16 protein-coding genes and 1 tRNA gene are annotated in these 21,432 nt (G+C 57.1%); 8 read left to right on the top strand and 9 right to left on the bottom strand.

Annotated elements, in window-relative coordinates; translation table 11 throughout:
* Nucleotides 1-13: 13 nt before the first annotated feature.
* Together V4835_RS04195 and V4835_RS04190 are read right to left on the bottom strand one after the other, a co-directional pair.
* On the bottom strand, nucleotides 14-877 hold the full coding sequence (locus V4835_RS04195) for a fumarylacetoacetate hydrolase family protein (RefSeq protein ID WP_047347888.1): 864 nt from the start codon (nucleotides 875-877) through the stop codon (nucleotides 14-16).
* 17 nt (nucleotides 878-894) lie between these two features.
* A complete protein-coding gene (locus tag V4835_RS04190; protein ID WP_023333366.1) occupies nucleotides 895-2,256 on the bottom strand; it encodes a 2-hydroxycarboxylate transporter family protein in 1,362 nt (453 codons plus the stop codon).
* A 345-nt stretch (nucleotides 2,257-2,601) separates the two neighbouring features.
* Here V4835_RS04190 and V4835_RS04185 point away from each other — a divergent pair, with 345 nt between their 5' ends.
* Together V4835_RS04185 and V4835_RS04180 are read left to right on the top strand one after the other, a co-directional pair.
* Nucleotides 2,602-4,227: a sensor histidine kinase gene (locus tag V4835_RS04185; protein WP_331411263.1), complete on the top strand. Its 1,626-nt coding sequence runs from the start codon at nucleotides 2,602-2,604 to the stop codon at nucleotides 4,225-4,227.
* A complete protein-coding gene (locus V4835_RS04180) occupies nucleotides 4,217-4,909 on the top strand; it encodes a response regulator (protein WP_063144903.1) in 693 nt (230 codons plus the stop codon). Before V4835_RS04185 ends, V4835_RS04180 begins: the two co-directional genes overlap by 11 nt.
* A 99-nt stretch (nucleotides 4,910-5,008) precedes the next feature.
* Here the strand turns inward: V4835_RS04180 and V4835_RS04175 are convergent, their stop codons facing one another.
* Entirely contained in the window at nucleotides 5,009-7,144 is a 2,136-nt protein-coding gene (locus V4835_RS04175) for an ornithine decarboxylase (RefSeq protein WP_331411262.1), read from the bottom strand.
* A gap of 181 nt (nucleotides 7,145-7,325) precedes the next feature.
* Here V4835_RS04175 and V4835_RS04170 point away from each other — a divergent pair, with 181 nt between their 5' ends.
* Nucleotides 7,326-8,042, top strand: a complete 717-nt coding sequence (locus V4835_RS04170) for a DUF554 domain-containing protein (protein ID WP_331411261.1) — start codon at nucleotides 7,326-7,328, stop codon at nucleotides 8,040-8,042.
* Nucleotides 8,043-8,137: 95 nt separating this feature from the next.
* A tRNA-Phe gene (locus tag V4835_RS04165) sits at nucleotides 8,138-8,213 on the top strand.
* A 140-nt stretch (nucleotides 8,214-8,353) separates the two neighbouring features.
* Here the strand turns inward: V4835_RS04165 and V4835_RS04160 are convergent.
* Entirely contained in the window at nucleotides 8,354-8,776 is a 423-nt protein-coding gene (locus tag V4835_RS04160; protein ID WP_331411260.1) for a hypothetical protein, read from the bottom strand.
* Nucleotides 8,777-9,202: 426 nt separating this feature from the next.
* Nucleotides 9,203-9,730, bottom strand: a complete 528-nt coding sequence (locus tag V4835_RS04155) for a helix-turn-helix domain-containing protein (RefSeq protein ID WP_063930490.1) — start codon at nucleotides 9,728-9,730, stop codon at nucleotides 9,203-9,205.
* A 672-nt stretch (nucleotides 9,731-10,402) separates the two neighbouring features.
* Here V4835_RS04155 and pgaA point away from each other — a divergent pair.
* Genes pgaA through pgaD form a run of 4 tightly spaced genes read left to right on the top strand, consistent with a single transcriptional unit; the run spans nucleotide 10,403 to nucleotide 16,542 of the window.
* On the top strand, nucleotides 10,403-12,841 hold the full coding sequence (gene pgaA, locus V4835_RS04150; protein WP_331411259.1) for a poly-beta-1,6 N-acetyl-D-glucosamine export porin PgaA: 2,439 nt from the start codon (nucleotides 10,403-10,405) through the stop codon (nucleotides 12,839-12,841).
* A gap of 8 nt (nucleotides 12,842-12,849) precedes the next feature.
* A complete protein-coding gene (gene pgaB / locus V4835_RS04145; RefSeq protein WP_331411258.1) occupies nucleotides 12,850-14,787 on the top strand; it encodes a poly-beta-1,6-N-acetyl-D-glucosamine N-deacetylase PgaB in 1,938 nt (645 codons plus the stop codon).
* On the top strand, nucleotides 14,780-16,111 hold the full coding sequence (pgaC, locus tag V4835_RS04140) for a poly-beta-1,6-N-acetyl-D-glucosamine synthase (protein ID WP_331411257.1): 1,332 nt from the start codon (nucleotides 14,780-14,782) through the stop codon (nucleotides 16,109-16,111). Before pgaB ends, pgaC begins: the two co-directional genes overlap by 8 nt.
* Nucleotides 16,108-16,542, top strand: coding sequence for a poly-beta-1,6-N-acetyl-D-glucosamine biosynthesis protein PgaD (pgaD, locus tag V4835_RS04135; RefSeq protein ID WP_063930486.1), 435 nt, complete (start codon nucleotides 16,108-16,110; stop codon nucleotides 16,540-16,542). Before pgaC ends, pgaD begins: the two co-directional genes overlap by 4 nt.
* Nucleotides 16,543-16,594: 52 nt before the next feature.
* Here pgaD and gss read toward each other — a convergent pair whose 3' ends face one another.
* From gss to V4835_RS04115, 4 genes are all read right to left on the bottom strand, one after another.
* Nucleotides 16,595-18,457: a bifunctional glutathionylspermidine amidase/synthase gene (gene gss, locus V4835_RS04130; protein ID WP_331411256.1), complete on the bottom strand. Its 1,863-nt coding sequence runs from the start codon at nucleotides 18,455-18,457 to the stop codon at nucleotides 16,595-16,597.
* 185 nt (nucleotides 18,458-18,642) lie between these two features.
* Nucleotides 18,643-19,620, bottom strand: a complete 978-nt coding sequence (locus V4835_RS04125; RefSeq protein WP_331411255.1) for an ABC transporter ATP-binding protein — start codon at nucleotides 19,618-19,620, stop codon at nucleotides 18,643-18,645.
* Nucleotides 19,617-20,594 (bottom strand): ABC transporter ATP-binding protein, encoded by a 978-nt coding sequence (locus V4835_RS04120; RefSeq protein WP_196367042.1) that lies wholly within the window; start codon nucleotides 20,592-20,594, stop codon nucleotides 19,617-19,619. The genes V4835_RS04125 and V4835_RS04120 overlap by 4 nt, the downstream gene beginning before the upstream one ends.
* Entirely contained in the window at nucleotides 20,587-21,432 is an 846-nt protein-coding gene (locus tag V4835_RS04115) for an ABC transporter permease (RefSeq protein WP_023294546.1), read from the bottom strand. Before V4835_RS04115 ends, V4835_RS04120 begins: the two co-directional genes overlap by 8 nt.

The raw sequence follows: 21,432 nt of genomic DNA, 5'->3' as shown, positions 1-21,432 counted from the left end.
GCTGCCGCCTTACCTAATGTGCTGCCGCAAGCCCGACGGCTGGCGCTTCCACGATCACGTTGCTCAGATGACCGATATGCTCGATCTCCACCTCAATGCGATCGCCCTCTTTCATAAACAGCGGCGGGTTACGCTTTTTACCCACCCCACCCGGAGATCCGGTGATGATCACGTCGCCCGGGCTTAAGCGGGTAAAGGTGCTGATGTACTCGATCAGCTCCGCAACCTTGTGGATCATGCTGCTGGTGTTGTCTTCCTGCACCATGCGGCCGTTCAGCCAGGTGCGGATCGCCAGCTGATGCGGATCCGGGATCTCGTCCGCCGTCGCCATCCACGGGCCAAACGCGCCGGTCTGACGCCAGTTTTTACCGGCGGTAAACCAGGTGTGCTGCCAGTCGCGGGCGGAGCCGTCCATGTAGCAGCTGTAGCCCGCCACGTGGCGCAGGGCGTCGTCGCGGCTGATGTTCTCCCCGCCTTTGCCGATGATCACCGCCAGCTCGCCTTCGTAGTCGAATTCGCTGGAGTGGCGCGGCTTCAGCACCGGCTCGTTGTGGCCGGTCTGTGAATCCGGGAAGCGGACAAACAGCGTCGGGGCCGGGTTATGCTGGTCAAACTCCTTGCGCTTGTCGGCGTAGTTCATGCCCACGCAGAGGATTTTTTCCGGCTGCACAATCACCGGCAAGAAGGTGATGGCGCTCAGCGGCACGTCCACGGCGTCGTTCAGGTAGCGGGTGGCCTGCGCCAGCCCGTTGCCCTGCAGCAGCGCCTTGAGGTCGCCGTAGCGGTCGCCGAGACGGCGGCCTAAATCAATCACGCCGTCGGCCTGGACGATGCCGTAGCTGCGTTTTCCCTGGTATAAAAAGCTTGCGAGTTTCATTGTTCTTTCCTGAAAACTTAAACGAGGAAGTTGCCCAGAATCAGCAGTGAGATAGAGACGTTAATCGCCCCGCCGATACGGGTAGCAATCTGGGCGAACGGCATCAGGCTCATGCGGTTGCCTGCGGTCAGGATCGCCACGTCGCCGGTACCGCCCTGGCCGCTCTGGCAGCAGGAGACGATGGCGACATCAATCGGGTGCATACCAATCTTTTTACCGACGAAGAAGCCGGTGGCCACCAGTGCGGAAACGGTGCTGACAATCACCAGCAGGTTGCTGACGGTGAACGCCGCCACCAGCTCATGCCACGGGGTGATGGCCACGCCGACGGCGAAGAGGATTGGGTAGGTCACGGAGGTCTGGAAGAATTTGTACACCACCTGCGAGCCTTCCAGCAGGCGCGGAGAGGCGCCGTTGCAGAGCTTCACCAGCACCGCCATAAACAGCATGCCGACCGGGGCAGGCAGGCCAATCAGCTTGTGGCCGAGCATGCCCAGCATGTAGAGCAGCACCGCCAGCAGCGCGCCGGAGGCGATAGTGGTGACGTCCGCCTTGCCGGAAAACGCAGGCTGAGAGACGGTAGCATCGGCATTCGCGCGGTTAGGCATCAGCTGGCCTTCGCCGGTCAGGTGCGGATAGCGTTTACCGAGCTGGTTCAGGCAGCCGGAGATGATGATTGCCGTCAGACCGCCGAGCATGACCATCGGCAGCACGCGGCCGAGCGCTACGCCCTGGTCCATGTGCAGCAGGGTGGCATAGCCGATGGAAAGCGGGATTGCCCCTTCCCCGACGCCGCCCGCCATAATCGGCAGAATGATAAAGAAGAAGATCTGGAACGGCTCAAGGCCCAGCGCCAGGCCCACGCCCATCCCCACCAGCATGCCGACGATTTCGCCGCACAGCATCGGGAAGAAGATGCGCAGGAAGCCCTGAATCAGCACCGTGCGGTTCATGCTCATAATGCTGCCGACGATAATGCAGCAGATATAGAGATAGAGAATGTTAGTGGATTTGTAGAACTTGGTGGTGGACTCGACCACCACGTCCGGCAGCAGGCCATAGTAGACCAGCGCGGAAGGGATAAAGGTGGCGCAAATCGCCGCCGCGCCGAGCTTGCCGACAATCGGCAGGCGTTTGCCGAACTCGCCGCAGGCAAAGCCGAAGAAGGCCAGCGTGGCCACCATCACCACGATATCGCTCGGCAGTTTCCCGCCCAGGCAATCAATCGCAATCAGCGCGCCCGCCAGAACGAACAGCGGCAGAGGAATAATCCCAATTTTCCAGGTATCCATAATATGCCACCAGCGCTCTTTGAGCGAAGGCCGCTGAATTTCAATCGGGTCGTGGGTAACAGAGAAAGAATCGTCAGTTGTGCTCATAATAAGCCCCTTGGTTATTTTGTGCGTTCAGCTTAGAGTCACAAAGGCTTACTTTATGTGAGGGATGGCATATTAAAAGCGAAGTTTTAATGGCAGCTATGGTTTTAATGGTTTCTTTTATTTAATGTGATTTATACCTTATTTATTGGCGTGGTTTTTATGGTTTCTTTTCCGAATTGAACAAACAAATAACATTTGTTCGCGTAGCCAAAAGCCCGTTAGCCTTTAGGATAACTCTTTTACAGCGCCCGCTGTGCAAGGGATCACAAGTTTTCTGCAAAGCGGGCGTCCGCGCGAAAAAAGATGATATATTGGCGATCTTTGCTGCTACCTCGCGTGATAGTTATGAAAGTCTCTTTCCAGATCAAGCTGTTTATTTCGCTGGTTGCCTTTTTCTCTGTACTTTTTGCGCTGCTGGGCGGATATTATTATGCCGATGTCGGGAAACAGCTTTATCAGGAAATGAGTACGCGAGCCAAAATACAGGCTGAAGAGATTGCGCTTATTCCGACATTGCGTAATGAAGTTGAACAAAAGAATATCTACGCCATCCATGATTTTATGCAGAAGATTTCTGCGCACAGTGACGCCAGCTTTATTGTGATTGGTGATAATAAAGGGCAGCATCTTTTTCACTCCGTCTTTGCCGACAGAGTGGGCACAACCCTGGTTGGCGGAGACAATGAAGCCGTATTGCAGGGTAAAAGCACCACCACCATCCGCAAAGGCGGGCTGGGCATTTCGCTGCGGAGTAAAGCCCCCATCTTCAACGCTGCCGGACAGGTGGTCGGCATTGTTTCGGTCGGCTATCTCACCAGCTACCTGGACACCATTACCGTCAGTAAGGTGGTCAATATCCTGATTGCCGCCGTGCTGCTGCTGATCGCTCTCTTTATCTTCTCCTGGTTTTTTACCCGCAGCATCAAGAAGCAGATCTTCTCCCTTGAGCCGCGAGAGATCGGCCTGCTGGTGCGCCAGCAGAAGGCGATGATGGAGTCTATTTATGAAGGCGTGATTGCCATTGACGATCGGCGGCGGATTGAAGTGATCAACCAGGCGGCGCGCAAACTGCTGGGTCTGAGCCAGCCGGCCCGCGAGCTGCGCGGACAGCTGATAAGCCAGGTGATCGATCCGGTCCCGTTCTTCGACACGCAGACGATGCTGGCGAAAGATACCCATGACGAGATTTGCCGTTTTAACGATCTCACGGTGATTGCCAGCCGGGTGCACATCATGCTTGAAGGGTCGCTGCAGGGCTGGGTGATCACCTTCCGCGATCGCAACGAGATCGACTCGCTGAGCGCCCAGCTCAGCCAGGTAAAACGCTATGTCGATAACCTGCGCATTATGCGTCATGAGCAGTTAAACAGGATGACGACCTTGTCCGGCCTGCTGCATATGGGCCGCTATGAGGAAGCCATTGGCTACATTCAGGCGCAGTCGGAGCATGCTCAGGAGCTGCTGGACTTTATCTCTTCGCGCTTCTGCTCCCCGACCCTGTGCGGCCTGCTGCTTGGGAAAGCCGCCCGCGCGCGGGAGAAAGGCGTCGAGCTCAGTTTCGACCCGGCCTGTCGGCTGGACAGACCGTTCCTGCCCCTTGGGGAGCAAGAGCTGATTTCAATTATTGGCAACCTGCTGGATAACGCCATCGAAGCGACGCAGCGATCGCCGCTTCCCCACGCGCCGGTAGAAGTGCTGATCAAACTCAGCGAACAGGAGCTGATTATTGAAGTGGCCGACCAGGGCGTTGGCATTACACCGGCGATCCGTGACCGGATCTTTGAACGCGGCATCACCACCAAAACGCGCGGCGATCATGGGATTGGTCTGTATCTGATCGAAAGCTATGTCACACAGGCTGGCGGCGCGATAGAAGTTGCCGATAATACCCCGCGCGGCGCCATTTTCTCCTTGTTTATCCCGGCTACGGGAACCGCCCGGCAACTGGAAGACACCGACTATGCAACATGAACTTATCGACGTACTGATTGTTGAAGACGAGAACGAACTGGCGCAACTGCACGCGGAGCTGATAGGCAAACATCCGCGTCTGAGGCTGGTAGGCATTGCCTCGTCGCTGGCTGCAGCCCAGGCAGAGCTTGAAAGCAAACAGCCGCAGCTGATGCTGCTGGATAACTATCTGCCGGACGGCAAAGGTATCTCGCTTATCAATAACCCCATGCTGGCCCGCGCCAACTGCTCGGTGATTTTTATTACTGCCGCCAGCGATATGGACACCTGCAGCCAGGCGATTCGCAACGGCGCGTTCGACTACATCCTCAAACCCGTCTCCTGGAAGCGGCTCAGCCAGTCGCTGGAGCGGTTTGTGCAGTTTGCCGAACAGCAGCGGGTCTGGAAGATTGTCGACCAGCAGAACGTGGATTCGCTCTATCAGCTGCAGGCGAAAAACTATCGCCTGGACAACGGCAGCAAAGGCATTGAGGAAAATACGCTGGCGCGGGTGCAGACGCTGTTCAACGACAAGGCAACGCACTGCTTTACCGTGGATGAGGTGGTGAGCGAAACGGGATTAAGCAAAACCACCACCCGGCGCTATCTGGAGCACTGCGTAGAGGCGGGCTTTCTGACGGTGGAGATGCTGTACGGCAAAATTGGGCATCCGAGGAGGATGTACAAGCGTAGTGCGGCTTAACTCCCCTCACCCCGGCCCTCTCCCCAAAGGGGCGAGGGTGAAAAGACGGCTCCGTGCAATCCCCTCTCCCCTTTGGGGAGAGGGTTAGGGTGAGGGGGGCTACTTTAATACATACCCATACAGCCGCTTAATCCCGTCGGCATCCTTCTCGCTGTAAACCCCCTGCAGCTCCGGCGAGAAGCCCGGCAGCAGGTTAATGCCCTCCTCCAGCGCCAGGAAGTAACGCTGTACCGCCCCGCCCCAGACCTCACCCGGCACCACGCACAGCACGCCCGGCGGATAGGGCAGCGCCCCTTCGGCAGCAATGCGCCCTGCGGCATCCCGAATGCGAACCAGCTCCACCTCTCCGCGAATATAGGCCCGGTTTGCATCCTGCGGGTTCATCACCACCTCAGGCAGGCTCTCCTTGCGGAACATCGCCTTCTGCAGATCCTTTACGTCAAAGCTGACGTAGAGATCGTGCATCTCCTGGCACAGCTGGCGAAGGGTGTAATCCCGGTAGCGCACCGGGTATTTCTGGAAGATCGTCGGCAGCACGTCCGCCAGCGGCGTGTCGTCTTCTATATGCTGTTCAAACTGTCCCAGCATCGCCACCAGCTGCGCCAGCTTCTCGCTGCTTTCGGCAGGCGTCAGCAGGAACAGGATCGAGTTGAGGTCGCATTTCTCCGGCACGATGCCGTTTTCGCGCAGATAGTGCGCCAGAATCGTCGCCGGGATCCCGAATTCCGTGTACTCCCCGGTTTCGGCATCGATACCCGGCGTGGTCAGCAGAAGCTTGCACGGGTCGACAAAGTACTGCTCGCGGGCATAGCCCTCAAACCCGTGCCATTTAGCCCCCGGCTCAAAGCTGAAGAAGCGCAGCTCGCTGGCGATGGCGTGCGTCGGATGATCCTGCCACGGCCGCCCCGCCACCACCGGCGGGATAAACGGTTTGATCATATGACAGTTGGCAATGATTGCCTTACGCGCCTCAATCCCCAGCTCGACGCACTCCGCCCACAGCCTGCGTCCGCTTTCACCTTCGTGGATCTTCGCATTCACATCCAACGCGGCGAACAGCGGATAGAACGGGCTGGTGGAGGCATGCAGCATAAACGCATTGTTCAGCCGCTTGTGCGGGCAGAAGCGCGCCTGACCGCGGATGTGGTTATCCTTTTTATGGATCTGCGACGTTTGCGAGAACCCGGCCTGCTGTTTGTGCACCGACTGGGTCACGAAAATCCCAGGATCGTTCTCGTTCAGCTCCAGCAACAGCGGGGACGTTTCCGCCATCATCGGAATAAACTGCTCGTAGCCCACCCAGGCGGAGTCAAAGAGGATGTAGTCGCAGAGGTGGCCGATCTTGTCGATCACCTGACGGGCGTTGTAGATCGTCCCATCGTAGGTGCCAAGCTGAATGATCGCCAGGCGGAACGGACGCGCCTCGTTGGCCTTCTCCGGTGCCGTCTCGCGGATCAGCTCCCGCAGATACCCATCGTCAAAGCAGCGATCGTCAATCCCGCCAATAAAGCCAAACGGGTTACGCGCGGCCTCAAGATAAACCGGCGTGGCGCCCGCCTGGATCAGCGCCCCGTGGTGGTTAGATTTATGGTTATTGCGGTCGAACAGCACCAGGTCGCCGCGGGTCAGCAGCGCGTTGGTCACCACCTTGTTGGCCGCCGACGTGCCGTTCAGCACGAAGTAGGTTTTGTCCGCGTTGAACACTTTCGCCGCGAACTTTTGCGCGTCCTTGGCGGACCCTTCGTGGATCAGCAGATCGCCCAGCTTCACGTCGGCATTGCACATGTCGGCGCGAAACACGTTCTCACCGAAGAAATCATAGAACTGTCGCCCTGCCGGGTGTTTTTTGAAAAATGCACCGTGCTGGTGGCCCGGACAGGCAAAAGTGCTGTTGCCCATCTCCACATACTGGCTCAGGGTGTCAAAAAAGGGCGGCAGCAGGTTCTCTTCGTAACGGCTGGCTGCGCTCTCCAGTTCCAGAAACTCCTGAGCCTTACCCGAGATAACCGCGGTGGCGCCCTCAGGAACGTCCGTTGGCTCCTGCGAGAAAATAAACACCGGTAGCTGAAAGCCCGTGCGTTTCAGCAGTGCAAGAATGCCGCTGCGACTTTCAGCTGTTGTGATGACGACGGCCGCCACATCGGTAAAATCAGTGCTGTCCAGCGTCACCTTTTCGCGGTGCGTAGACACGGTGGAGGCCAGCTCGCGGCTGACGGCAATTTTCATGGTTTTCATAGGCGCAGTTACCCTCACCGAGCGGTGAGACAGGGAGGAGAAAATTCGCGCAATAATGTCACCTTTTATTTTGAGGTGCAAGAAGGAATCAGTATGCACGAAACCACCCAAAGCTAACGCCCGCGCAGCCCTGGCGTGCCATAATAATGCAATATCAATGATTAAATAACAGGAGTTAACTTTGGTTATCGGGCCATTTATTAACGCAAGCGCCGTATTGCTGGGCGGCGTACTCGGTGCCGTGCTGAGCCAGCGGCTGCCGGAGCGTATTCGTACCTCCATGCCCTCGATATTCGGCCTGGCATCGTTAGGGATCGGTATTCTTTTAGTCATCAAATGCGCCAACCTGCCGGTGATGGTGCTGGCCACCCTGCTCGGCGCGCTGATTGGCGAGTTCTGCTATCTGGAAAAAGGCATCAACAGCGCGGTGAGTAAAGCCAAAAACCTGATTGCCCGACCGGGCGGCAAGGCGAAACACGGCACGCACGAATCGTTTATTCAAAACTATGTCGCCATCATCATTCTGTTCTGCGCCAGCGGCACCGGGATTTTCGGTTCGATGCAGGAGGGGATGACGGGCGACCCAAGCATTTTGATTGCGAAGGCGTTTCTTGATTTCTTTACGGCCACTATTTTTGCCACCACGCTCGGCGTTGCCGTTGCCGCGATTTGCGTGCCGATGCTGCTAATTCAGCTGGCGCTTGCCACCTGCGCCACGTTGATTCTCCCGCTGACCACGCCGGCGATGATGGCAGACTTTACCGCCGTCGGCGGCCTGCTGCTGCTGGCTACCGGGCTGCGCATCTGTGGAATTAAGATGTTTGCCGTGGTGAACATGCTGCCCGCACTGCTGCTCGCCATGCCGCTCTCCGCGCTCTGGACGCACTTTTTCGCTTAAGGATGCGGCGAAATGGTGAGAGATTGCGCAGTCTGTAACGAAAACAACATTTTTCGTTGACGGCAGGGGGCAGATCGGGTTTAATGCGCCCCGTTGCCCGGATAGCTCAGTCGGTAGAGCAGGGGATTGAAAATCCCCGTGTCCTTGGTTCGATTCCGAGTCCGGGCACCACTATTTAAAGAACCCGCCCAAAAGGCGGGTTTTTGCTATATGGCTACGGCAGATTTCTGGGCGCTGATAAGCGTGGCTTTAATGCAGGCACGCTTACGCTAATAAACCGGTAACTTAATACAGGCGGTGGCTCTTTTTTATCACTTAATTTTGCCGGATAAATTGCTGACCTGATTTGAAAGGTTGTCGTTGCTCCGCTTCATGTCATCAAGGCTTCTTTGCAATCGCTCGATCTTACTCTCCTGCTCAGAATTCTCTCTCTCAAGCTGTAAAACCTTCTGAGTTAGCTCATCGACTTTGCGGTTGTCGGACTTCATCTTCCTCAGGCTATCCTGCATCTCCTTTAGATCCGACGCCCTGAAATCAGAAGGCTCGATTTCATCTGCATCAGAAATTACCGGGATATATCCTATATTACCGCTGCTGGGTTTGATACTAACCTGAACTTTATTTGGACCCGCAGAGTGCGCGTAACCTATTGAAGAAAAATAAAAAAAAGAAACAACACACAGACCAGACAGATATTTATTCATTTCTAACGTCCTTTTAAATTTTTCAATCACTTCCAGGAGTCTCCTTCTGGTATCACCCGCTCAGGATAAAACTCATGGCTTAGCCTCTGGCAGTTCATAAACGGGGTTAAAGAGCAGAAGATACTATTCGTTTTTCATTAACCCTAACGAAAACCCTATGGAAACTGTCGAACTCAGGTATGAGACTGAAATGCTCCTGGAAGGTCCATTTTTTCTTTGCCGGAGATTTACCGTCACTGTAATTCTCAGTGAGGTAATCTAAAAATCCTTGCTCATCATGTAGCATCAGAAAAGTTTCCAACCAGTCTCTTCAACCGTGTCCATTACAACGTCCTTTCTCTCGTTTTGAGCCAGAGTAAATCGATAGCTAAAACAAGGATGTTGTCCGCTTCCAGTTTTCTTAGAACTCAGAATACCGCCCGCAAGTCAGTTTTATGCTTTTGGATTCTCCCCAACCTAGGGATCGTTCCCACCTGCGTCCAGCAGTTTGTTTTTAAAGATAAACAAACACGCCTCGTTGAAGTTCTCCGCCCCCAGGCGTTCCGAGAGCGCCGTGCGTTTGCGATAGAGGCTTTTCACCGACGTATTCAGCTCATCGGCAATGGCTTCCATCGACATCCCTGCCCTCAGCAGCCGCAGCATGATCGCTTCGTGCGTGCTAAGCCGTAAATTAAGCAGCCACTTCGTGGTCAGGCGCCTGCCCTTCATATTGAGAACCAGATTAAACAGCGAGGCCATATCCGGGGCGGTGAGCGACGTGTTCATAAATAACTTCATACTGAGCAGATTCTCCTCGCGGTGTCGCATATCAAGCATAACGCAGCAGATTGTTTTTTTCGTTCTGGCCGGATGGCGTATCAGGTAATCATATAAACGGAGCGGAGAACGACTATCAATCAATACAGAATATTCATCTGCACCGTTATCAAATATGTTTCTGTCAATCGAGTCGAGCAGGATAATATCCGGAAAAAATATCCGCATCCCCCTGACAAGGTAGCGATCCTGAGTCACTAACACTATTGAAGTTGCCACTAACCATCCCTTTTAGATTAAAGCAAGAACGATCCCTCGGAAAGAAGGCCGCCTTCGTTTTATAGCGCTGTTATATTAACGATAAATGTATTCTGGCTTTGGACATCCCTCAATACAGACATTGATGAGTAAGACTTCCTGTAGACTATCATTCAATGGCTGCCATTAATTATAAATAAAAAACAATCGCAGAAAAGTCACTTCTCTAAACATTAAGAATTTTTGTCATGAAACTTCCCAAACATGCACCAGAAAGTACTTTAATTGAGGCAGGTAAGCAGCATTAAAAATATATACAAAGTTGTCACAGTAAAAATAAAATACATTAATTTCAACTAGTTACAAATAACCCATCAATTCAAAATAATCATCGCAAACCGCTCAATACAGAATTATCTCAAAACGATACACCCGCTTTTCAACATATTTATCCGGCAACATATCAGGTGTACATTAGCTTTCACCCAGTCCACTGAGATAAGGATCCATAATTACCTTTAGGTAAGTACCCCGTAACATAACTGCATTCAGATTTAATGTTCTCATTTATGGCCTTTAACGCTGAGTTTAAAGGCGGCCGTGTTATGCAATGGATTCATGATAAACAAATGGCAAATAGATATGGAAAGATCGCTTCGCTTCAATACGTTATTCTTTTATCGCGCCCCAACATTATTGTTTCTGTTATTCCTCTTTCCTGTTCTGGCTCAGGCGACTGAATCCGTTTATGAGCAACAGATTCAACAGGCGCGTAACGGTAATTACACGCCGTTTCTCGATTATCTTCAGCGTTATCAGCAGCAGCATGCCCTGACGCCTGAACAAGTTGCGGACTGGTTACAGGTTGCAGCCTGGGCGGGTCATGATGACGAGGTTATTCAGGTCTGGCAGCGTTACGGCATTTATATGCCGCTGCCCGCCCGTGGCGTTGCTGCTGCCGCGCAATCCAGGCGAAATCAAAAAGCGTGGCAGCCGGCCCTGGCGCTCTGGAAAGAGGCGCGTAGCCTTGCGCCGGATAACGACGATTATCGTATCGGCTACATCAAAACCCTTGCCGATGCCCGCATGGATACGCTTGCCCTGCAGGAAGCCCGACGGCTGGTGGCGGAAAATCCCTCTCAGGCGCATCTTCAGACACTCTCGTATGTCTGGTTACGTCAGGGAAAAAGCTGGGATCGGCTGCTGGCAGACACGCGCGCGCTGAATATCGCACCGGAGAATAAAGCGCTCCTCAGCGAGCTGATTGACGCGCTTACGGATAACCGGGTGAATACCCCCGCGCTCCAGCTTTCACAAAGCGTGACGCTGTCTCCCGCGGAGCGTCGCCGTCTTGAGCGTAATGCCGCCGCCGAACGGGTTCGCCTTGCCGATGTACCTGGCAGAACAGAAAAGGAGCGCCTGCAGCTTGCGCAATCAGCGCTGAATCGTTACGACGCTCTGCTTGCTCGCTGGCAAAACGAGCCGCAGGCTGCGGAAGACGTCGTCCTTGCGCGTATCGACAGGCTTGGCGCGCTGTACGCCCATGCTGATTACCCAAAGGTGATTAGCGAATATCAGGATCTTACGGCAGCCCAGCATCCGGTGCCGGGCTGGGCAGTCGGCTGGGTCATCTCCGCGTATCTGCAGGAGAAAAACGCGGCCGCCGCCTTCGCGCTTCTGCGACGCTATCCGCAATACGCTTCCGACCCGCAGGACGAGGAGCACGCGCTTTTCTACGCCTGGCTGGATACGGGACAGTACCAGTCCGCCCACCAATACGTTGAGCGCCAGACCCGCAACGTCCCCTGGATCCGCTACGATTTCGGCTCCCCTACCCCTCAGCCGAACGATCGGTGGCTTACCGGGCAGTCGCTCCGCTTTAACTATTTGCTGGCGACAAATGCCCTGCCGGAAGCCGAAACGCTGGCGCACCGTCTGGCGACAACGGCGCCGGGCAATCAGGGGTTACAGATTGACTACGCCACCCTGCTTCAGGCTCGGGGCCTGCCGCGCGCGGCCGAGCAAAAGCTGAAAACGGCGGAGGCGCTGGAGCCATCGAATCTGGAACTCGAGCAGCAGCAGGCCTACGTCGCGATGGATCTACAGGAGTGGCGACAGATGGATTTACTGGCCGACGACGTGCTGGCTCGCGCGCCCGCCGATCGCAGCGCCCGGCGTCTCGAGAGGCTCCGAACGGTCCACCACATGTCCGAACTGCGCCTCAACGCAGGCAAGGGCTTGCACTCCGATAGCCCCGTCAGCGGGACGCACGACCTGAGCTGGGACGCCACGCTCTATGGCCCACCCGTAGCGGACAGCTGGCGGCTGTTTGCAGGCACCCGCTATGCGCAGAGTAATTTCGATGAAGGCAAAGGCACCAGCCGTCACCTTTTGGGCGGCGTCGAATGGCGGCCACGCGACCTCCAGCTCGAAGCCGAACTCTCCAGCAACCGCTATCACGGAGCAAACAAGCCGGGCGCTCGCCTCTCAACAACGTACTTTGTGACCGATAGCTGGCAGGTCAGCGGCAGCCTTGAACGCCTGTCGCGCACGACGCCCCTGCGGGCGTTACGCAACGGGATCAGCGCCAACCGGGGTGAAGGCGGGGTGCACTGGTACCAAAACGAGCGGCGGGAGTACCAGTTCAGCGCCGCCCTCAGCCGCTTCTCCGATCGTAACCGCCGCCAGGAATACACCCTCACGGGCAAGGAGCGTCTCTGGCAGACCCCGTCCCTGACGCTGGATTTCGAACCGGGGATCGCCGCCAGTAAAAACAGCCTGCGGGACACGCTCTATTACAACCCGGCGCGGGATCTGTCCGTGACGGCTGCCCTGGCCGTTGACCATGAAATGGTCCGCCATTACGACACCCTCTGGAGCCAGCAGTTCGTGGCGGGAGGGGGCAGCTACTGGCAGAAAAATCAGTCTGCGGGCGCCATCGCCCTGCTGGGTTACGGACAACGCGTTCAGTGGAACAACGTTATTGATACCGGCGTGATGCTGAACTGGGATAAACGCCCTTACGACGGCAAACGCGAGAGCAACCTCTCCGTCACGTTTGACGCGACTTTACGCTTTTAAGGATGAATATGCTGAACACACGTTTTTCCGTGAGCCTGATACTCCTCGGCTGGCTCTGCCTCGGCGCGAGCGTCTGCGCGCAGGCGATCTCGTTCATTGCGCCCAAAGCGCGGCCGCAGCTGGAGGCGAGTAAACCCTGGCCGGAGAACCAGTTTCTGGTCCTGGCCTACCACGACGTCGAAGACGATGCCGCCGATCAGCGCTACCTCTCCGTGCGCACCAGCGCGTTAAACGAGCAGATAAGCTGGCTTCTGCACAACGGCTATCACGCCGTCAGCGTGCAGGACATTCTCGATGCCCATGACGGGAAAAAAACGCTGCCGCCAAAAGCCGTTCTGCTCAGCTTTGACGACGGTTACAGCAGCTTTTATACCCGCGTCTGGCCGCTGCTTCAGGCGTGGAACGTTCCTGCGCTGTGGGCGCCGGTGGGCAGCTGGGTGGATACGCCGGCAAATCAAAAAGTTAACTTCGGCGGCCTGATGACGCCCCGCGATCGCTTCGCGACGTGGGAAATGGTGCGCGAGCTCGGCCAGTCCCCGCTGATTGAGATCGGATCGCATACCTGGGCTTCGCATTACGGCATTCCAGCCAACCCGCAGGGCAGCCGGGAACCGGCGATCGCCAACCGCTTTTATGACAAAGCCACGGGCCGCTATGAAACCGACCAGCAGTTCAGCCAGCGGATCGGCGATGACGTTCGCAAAGTGACTGAAAAAATCACGCAGGTGACGGGCAAAGCGCCGCGCGCCTGGGTCTGGCCCTACGGCGCCGCCAACGGTACGTCGCTCGCTATCGCCAGACAGCAAGGTTATCAGCTTGCCTTCACCCTTGAGGACGGGCTGGGGAATGTACAGGATCTGGGCAACATCCCCCGTCTGCTGATCGCCGGAAATCCCTCGCTCAAGGCGTTTGCCAGTACGGTAAGCCAGGTTCAGGAGCGCGATCCCGTGCGCGTCATGCACGTCGATCTCGACTACGTTTACGATCCCGATCCGGCCCAGCAGACCCAAAACATCAACAGGCTGATCCAGCGGGTCTATGACATGAAAATCAGCCACGTTTTCCTGCAGGCGTTTGCCGACCCGCAGGGCGACGGCAGGATCAAGGCGCTCTATTTCCCCAACCGTCGGCTGCCGGTCCGGGCCGATCTCTTTAATTTTGTCGCCTGGCAGCTACAAACCCGCGCGGGGGTAAAAGTCTTCGCGTGGATGCCGGTGCTCTCGTTCGATCTCGATCCTTCCCTGCCGCGCGTGCAGCGCCGGGATCGTCAAACCGGCCAGCTGCGCGAAGCCACCGAGCCCTATATCCGGCTCTCCCCGTGGGACCCGCAGGTGCGCCAGCAGGTAACGGATATCTATGAAGATCTGGCCCGCTATGCCAGCTTCAATGGGATTTTGTTCCATGACGATGCGGTGCTAACGGACGTGGACGATGCCGGACAGGACACCACGCGCCAGAAAAGCCAACGGCTTATCGGGTTTACCCACGCCCTGAGCCTGGCGGTGAAGCATATCCGTGGCCCGCAGATAAAAACCGCCCGCAACATGTTCGCCTTACCCATTCTGCAGCCCGAAAGCGAGGCGTGGTTCGCGCAGAATCTTGATGATTTTCTGGCGGAGTATGACTGGACGGTACCGATGGCCATGCCGCTGATGGAGTCCGTTCCGGCAGACGAGAGCGATGCCTGGCTGACGCGCCTGGTTAACGCGGTCGCCACGCGCCCCGGCGCGCTCGATAAAACGATTTTCGAGCTGCAGGCCAGGGACTGGGATCAGAAACCGCAGCGCGCCGTGTCCGATAGCCAGCTTGCGCAGTGGATGCGCGTGCTCCAGCTGAACGGCGTCAAAAACTACGGTTACTACCCCGACGACTTCCTCAACAACCAACCTGATATCTCACGCATCAGGCCTGAATTTTCTTCGTACTGGTACCCTGACAATGACTGATCGGATTATCGCATTCTCTATTTTATGTCTGGTATTCGGGTTGCCGTTGGGCGTGGCCGCCCTCTTTACCGGCGAACTGATTCTGGATTTTGTGTTCTTCTGGCCGCTGTTCATGTCGGTGCTCTGGATAACCGGCGGCCTCTATTTCTGGTTTCAGCTTGAACGCCACTGGTCGTGGGATAAAGACACGCCCGCCCCGACGCTCGCCGGTGAGCCGCTCATCTCCATTCTTATCCCCTGCTTCAACGAGGGACGAAATGCCCGGGAGACCATCAGCGCCGCGCTGGATCAGCGGTATGAAAATATAGAAGTGATCGCCATCAACGACGGCTCGTCTGACAACACGGCGGAGGTACTGCAGGCGCTGGCGCAGGAACAGCCGCGACTGCGGGTGATTAACCTCGCGGAGAACCAGGGGAAAGCGCTGGCGCTCAAGGCCGGGGCGGCGGCGGCCCGGGGCGATCTGCTGGTCTGCATTGACGGCGACGCCCTGCTCGATCGCGATACCGCCGCTTATCTGGTGGCCCCGCTGATTCAGTACCCCCACGTCGGCGCGGTTACCGGGAACCCGCGCATTCGCACGCGCTCCACGCTGATTGGCCGCATTCAGGTGGGCGAGTTCTCCTCCATCATTGGGCTCATCAAGCGGACGCAGCGGATCTATGGCCGGGTCTTTACCGTCTCCGGCGTCATCGCCGCCTTTCGCCGACAGGCGCTGGCGGACGTCGGGTACTGGAGCCCGGACATGATCACCGAAGACATCGACATCAGCTGGAAGCTCCAGCTGCGCCACTGGGATATCTTTTTTGAGCCGCGGGCGCTGTGCTGGATCCTGATGCCGGAGACGCTGAAGGGCCTGTGGAAACAGCGTCTGCGCTGGGCCCAGGGAGGCGCGGAGGTGTTTCTGGTCAACCTGCGCAGGATTGTGCGCTGGGAGCATCACCGCATGTGGCCGCTGTTTATGGAGTACGCGCTGTCAACGCTGTGGGCCTTCGCGTACGCGATGACGGTGCTGCTGTTCCTCCTCAGCCAGGTTGCGCCTGTTCCCGCCAGGCTGACCGTGGAGAGCCTTTTTCCACCGGAATTTACCGGGCTGCTGCTGGGCGTGATGTGTCTCCTGCAGTTCCTGGTCAGCCTGTTCATCGAGCGACGCTATGAACGAAGAGTGGCCAGCTCGCTTTTCTGGGTCATCTGGTTCCCGATGGTGTACTGGATGATCGGCCTGTTCACCACCCTCGTCGCATTTCCAAAAGTCATGCTTAAACGCCAGCGCGCCCGCGCGCGCTGGATCAGCCCGGACCGGGGAAAAGGAAGCATTCAATGAACGAAAATACCTTAATTTTGACCGAGCATCGGCTATTGCCACGTCTTTTCGATGCCGCGTTAACGCTGGTGGCATGGGGAGGATTTCTGTTTTTCCTGTATGCCCGGCTCTGGATGCAGCTAACCGATGAGAGCGACCACCGCTGGGGCGTGATTATCGCGTCCTTTAATACGGTGTTGATCTATTTGCTGTTCGCCGCGCTCAACGGCTGGCTGCTGATTTTGTGGTATCAGTACAACCGCCGCCGCGCCCACGTGAGGCGGCGTCAGCCGGGCTATTTTCACCAGGAGGAGCTGGCCCGCAGCTTTAATGTCTCACCGCAGATCATCTCCGAGATGAGCCAGTACAACCTGCTGACGGTGTACCATGACCAGATTGGCCGCATCATCGATCTGAAGATCAGCGAGCAGCTGGAAGAGGAAGAACAGTAACGAAAAGCCCCCGCAGAATGTCCTGCGGGGGCTTTTTTATCGCGGGTGTGAATTACTTATCTTTAACCACAATCAGCGGCTCGATATCGCTCTCTTTCTTCACCACCAGCGAGTCATCGCCGCGCAGACAGGTTCCCCCGTAGTTCCCGCCCACGGTAAAGGTACAGACCTGTATGTACTTGCCGTCGACCTTCGGCAGGCACCACAGCTGCTGGTAGATGTTTTTGCGGTCGACAAACTTGCCGCTGGATTTATCCAGCAGTTCGTCCTGGGCGCTGATCAGATCGATATTGCTGCCGCAGCGTCCGGCAATCGGCTTGACGGCGTATCCGGTCTGCTTCAGCAGATCGTTAACCTCAAAATCGGTGTCGAGCAGGTAACGGTGATTCGGGAACAGCTGCCACAGGACCGGGAGAATCGCCTTGTTGCCGGGGATCACGGTCCACAGCGGCTCAAAGACCAACACCTCCGGGCGCAGCAGGACGTCAATCAGTCGCACCTCGCCCTCGGGATGCCCGGTGCGGATCGGCACGGCGGCGTATTCGGTTTCACTCACCTCGCGGATCTGCTCTATCGCCGTTTCCCACGCCCAGGTTTTCCACACGCAGTTGACGTGACGGCCTTCGTCGTCAATCAGCTGCCCGGCGGTATCCCAGCTGAGCGCCTCCAGCCCGTGCAGGATTTTGGTTTCGAAACCGGCCTGCATCAGCGAACGCTGAATAAAGAGCGCGTGATAGTCCTCTTCGACATCGTTGTCCTGCATGATGTGGACAAACGGCCTCGCGTGGCTGTGCTTCCAGGCGCCGGTCAGCTCTTCCAGCAGCCCTTCCGCCGGGTTATGCCCGTTACCGCGATAGCCGTTTTTCACCCACTCTTCGAGAATCAGCCCGCCCTCGGTATGGCAGGACGCAGAGTCGGCGTTGTACTCGTAGACCTTAATGCCGCGCTCATCCATGCAGAAATCCATACGACCGGTGATCATATGGTGGCGACGCCACTGCCAGGAGAGGCGCAGGCGCGGCCAGAGGATTTTCGGGATGTCGAAAAGCGCCAGCAGGCTGTCGTCTTTCAGCACCTTGTCCGTCGCGTGCAGGTACATCAGGTGCAGTTCGTTGGTGGCCTTAATCAGCTCCTGCTCGGCGCTTTCGGTAATGGTGAAGTACTGGCAGGGATCTTTGTTGATCACATGGCCGTTCGCGCGGATATACGCCTGCTGCAATGCGTCATTTTCGTTCAGCCATTTTCCGTCAAACTGACGCGTGTTTTTCAGCCGCGCGCCGCTGATTTTCAGCAGCTCGCCGTCGATTTCCGGCTGGGGAATGCTGTGTTCCGCGTCGTCGGTCTGGATCATCCAGCCGAGGATCTCCGTGTCGTTGAAGGTGTCATGGATTGTATAGCACCCGTTCTCCACGCTCAGACGCAGCTCGCGCGTCCACTGCTGCCCGAGCGGCAGCGGGGAGTGAATCACGTTCTGCTCCGCAATACGCACCTTATCGTCCAGAAGCTGGGTGATCACCGCCACGTGGCCGGTCTCGTGAAACTCGCCGCCCTTTTGCCAGATCAGCAGCGCTCCCGCGCGAGGCGCGCGTTTCGAACCGTTGGCAAAAGCCTGAAGGGGCAAAATGTTATCGTTCACCACCTGACGCAAAAAGCGCAGGGAGAAGATTTCCCACGCCATGCCGACGTCGGTAAACACGAAGCCATAGTTGAGAAACAGGAAACGGCGGGCAAACTCAACGCACTGCCACTTGTGGCCCATGTATTCGTTGCCGATATAGCTGCGGAAATCCGCGTCTTCCGGGTAGTTGCGCGGGTCCAGACTGCCGTAATTTGAAGAGTAAATCGCCACGCCACCGGGCGCATAGCCTAACAATGTCCCGAATGGCGCATCACTGCTTAACTTTCCTTTACGCATGTATCCAACCTAAAACAGGCAGGCGGCAATTTTTTTAGGGGTTGTCGTCGTCTGCACGTTGTAATTAACCTGACAGAGGGATATTTATCATACACCTGCGTGGCAAATAATGCGCCTTACCCGGCTTACGAAACGCAATCCCCTGTAGGTCGGGTAAGCGAAGCGCCACCCGACACGTTTAAGGCTCAAATCTTAAACAACCAGCACGCCGAGAAATGCCCTGGCGCAATCTCCTGCATGGCAGGCTCCTGCGTCTGGCAAACCGGCATGGCGTGCGGGCAGCGGCTGCAGAACTTACAGCCCGGCAGCACGGACGTGGGGCCTGGAATGTCGCCGCGCAGGGTGGCGTCTTCGAGATTGCGTATGCGCGGATCGGGCTGGGGAACCGCCGCCAGCAGCGCGCGGGTGTAAGGGTGTGCCGGACGCTGATACAGTTCATTCGCCTGGGCCACCTCCACCAGTTTACCGAGATACATCACCCCAATGCGGCTGGAGATATGGCGCACCATCGAGAGATCGTGGGCGATGAACAGGTAGGTTAGCCCCAGCTCCTGCTGCAGATCCTGCAGAATATTCACCACCTGCGCCTGCACCGAGACGTCCAGCGCCGAGAGCGGCTCATCGCACAGTACAAATTCAGGATGCACGGACAACGCGCGGGCAATACTGATGCGCTGACGCTGCCCGCCGCTGAACTCGTGCGGGAACCGTTCAAGGTGTTCGTGCTTCAGCCCCACTTTGTAGAGCAGCGTTTCCGTGCGTTCCCGCTGTTCTTCACGGCTGTAGCCGTGGATCTGCATCGGTTCGGCCACCAGCTGTTGCACCGTCATACCGGGGTTGAGCGAGGAGTAAGGATCCTGAAAGATCGCCTGCATCCGCTTGCGCAGCGGCTTGAGTTCTTTTTCACGGGCGTGGGCGATCGCCTGTCCGGCGAAGTGGATTTCGCCCGAGGTGATATCGAAAAGGCGCAGGATGGCGCGCCCGAGGGTGGATTTTCCGCAGCCGGACTCCCCCACCAGGCCAAACGTCTCGCCGGGCTGGATATCAAAGCTCACGCCATCAACCGCCTTCACGGCCACGCCTTTACGCAGCAAACCGCCGCTAAGCGGATAGTGCTTGCGCAGGTCCCGTACGCTCACTAATGGCGCCTGTTGTTCACTCATGCCTGAATCTCCTTATCGGCCCATAGCCAGCAGGCGGCGCGATGGCCCTCTCCGGCGGTGTAAAATGCGGGCTGTCGTTCACACTGGGGCATGCGCTTCGGGCAGCGTTCCGCGAACGGACAGCCCGGCGGCGGGTTAAGCAGGCCGGGCGGCGAACCTTCAATGGGCGATAAACGCTGATTCACCTCATCCGGGCGCGGCAGCGAGGCCAGCAGACCCTGGGTGTAAGGATGCGCAGGGCGATAAAAAATGTCCTCCACGCTCCCCTCCTCCATCACCAGCCCGCCGTACATCACCACCACGCGGCTGCAGACCTGCGCCACCACGCCGAGATCGTGGGTGATCAGCAAAATCGCGGTCCGGGTCTGCTGCTGGAGACTTTTCAGCAGGCGCAGGATCTGCGCCTGAATGGTCACGTCCAGCGCGGTGGTCGGCTCATCGGCAATAAGAAGCTTCGGGTTGCAGGAGAGCGCAATCGCGATCATCACCCGCTGGCGCATCCCGCCGCTGAACTCGTGGGGATACTGGTCGTATCGGCGTTCCGCCTCGGCAATGCCCACCTGTTCCAGCATGGCTATCGCCGCCGCTTTGGCCGCTTTTTTGGTCAGCCCTTTGTTGCGCATCAGGATCTCAGCCATCTGCTTGCCGATGGTCAGCACCGGGTTCAGGGCGGTCATCGGATCCTGGAAAATCATCGCGATCTCGTTGCCGCGAATGGCGCGCATCTGCGCGGGCGTTTTCTGCGCCAGGTCCTCATTCTGGAAGCGAATGCTGCCGCCGGTTATCCGTCCGTTGCTCCCCAGAAGCTGGATAATCGACTTACAGGTGACGCTTTTCCCGCAGCCCGACTCGCCGACGATACCGACGAGTTCACCCGGCTGAACCTGAAAGCTTACGCCGCGCACCGCGTGAACCTCGCCCTCGCGGGTGCGGAACGTGGTTTGCAGGTTCTCAAGCGCTAATAAGTTACTCATCGCGATTCGCTCCTGGCTCAAAGGCGGTACGGAACACATCGCCCAGCACGTTAAAGCTGAACACCGTCAGCAGGATCAGAATGCCGGGGAACATCGCCAGCCACGACGCTTCGCCAATATAAGACTGCGCGTTGTTAAGCATACTTCCCCACGACGCCGCAGGCGCCTGCACGCCCAGCCCTAAGAAGCTGAGCGTTGACTCCATCAGAATGGCCGAGGCGATATTGAGCGTGGCCGCCACGATAATGGTCGGCAGCACGCCGGGAATGATATGGCGCACGATAATACGCAGCGGATGCTCTCCCGACGCGCGGGCATAAAGCACGTACTCGCGCTCTTTCACCGACAGGGTTTCAGCACGCACCAGCCGCGACATGTTCATCCACGTCAGCAGGCTGATAATCAGAATAATGTTATCCACGCCCGGCTTGAGGTAAGCATTTACTACAAGCAGCAGGAAGAAGGCCGGAATGGCCATCAGGATATCCACGGCGCGCATCATCAGGTTATCCAGCCAGCCGCCAAAATAGCCGCTCACCGTTCCCACCACCGTGCCGATAAGCGTGGAAAAGAGCATCGCCAGAAAACCAACCATCAGGGAGATCTGGCCGCCATACAGCGCGCGGGTAAAGTAGTCGCGGCCATACTCGTCGGTGCCGAACCAGTGCGCGGCATCCGGCGGTAGCGTGCGTGCGCCGAGCGCCATCCGATCCGGATCGTACGGACTTAACCCCGCGCAGAGCGCGGCGACAACGAAAATAAAAAGCACAAAAAGAGAGAACTGCGCCGGACGGTTGCGGCGCAGCTGGTGACGAACCTGCTGCCAGCGTCTGCTCAT

This window comes from Enterobacter cloacae complex sp. CARB60 (genome assembly GCF_036487345.1).
Taxonomy (GTDB): Bacteria; Pseudomonadota; Gammaproteobacteria; order Enterobacterales; family Enterobacteriaceae; genus Enterobacter; species Enterobacter asburiae_D.
The sequence above is the reverse complement of the archived record's forward strand: the minus strand, read 5'-3'. Positions and strand labels throughout refer to the sequence as shown.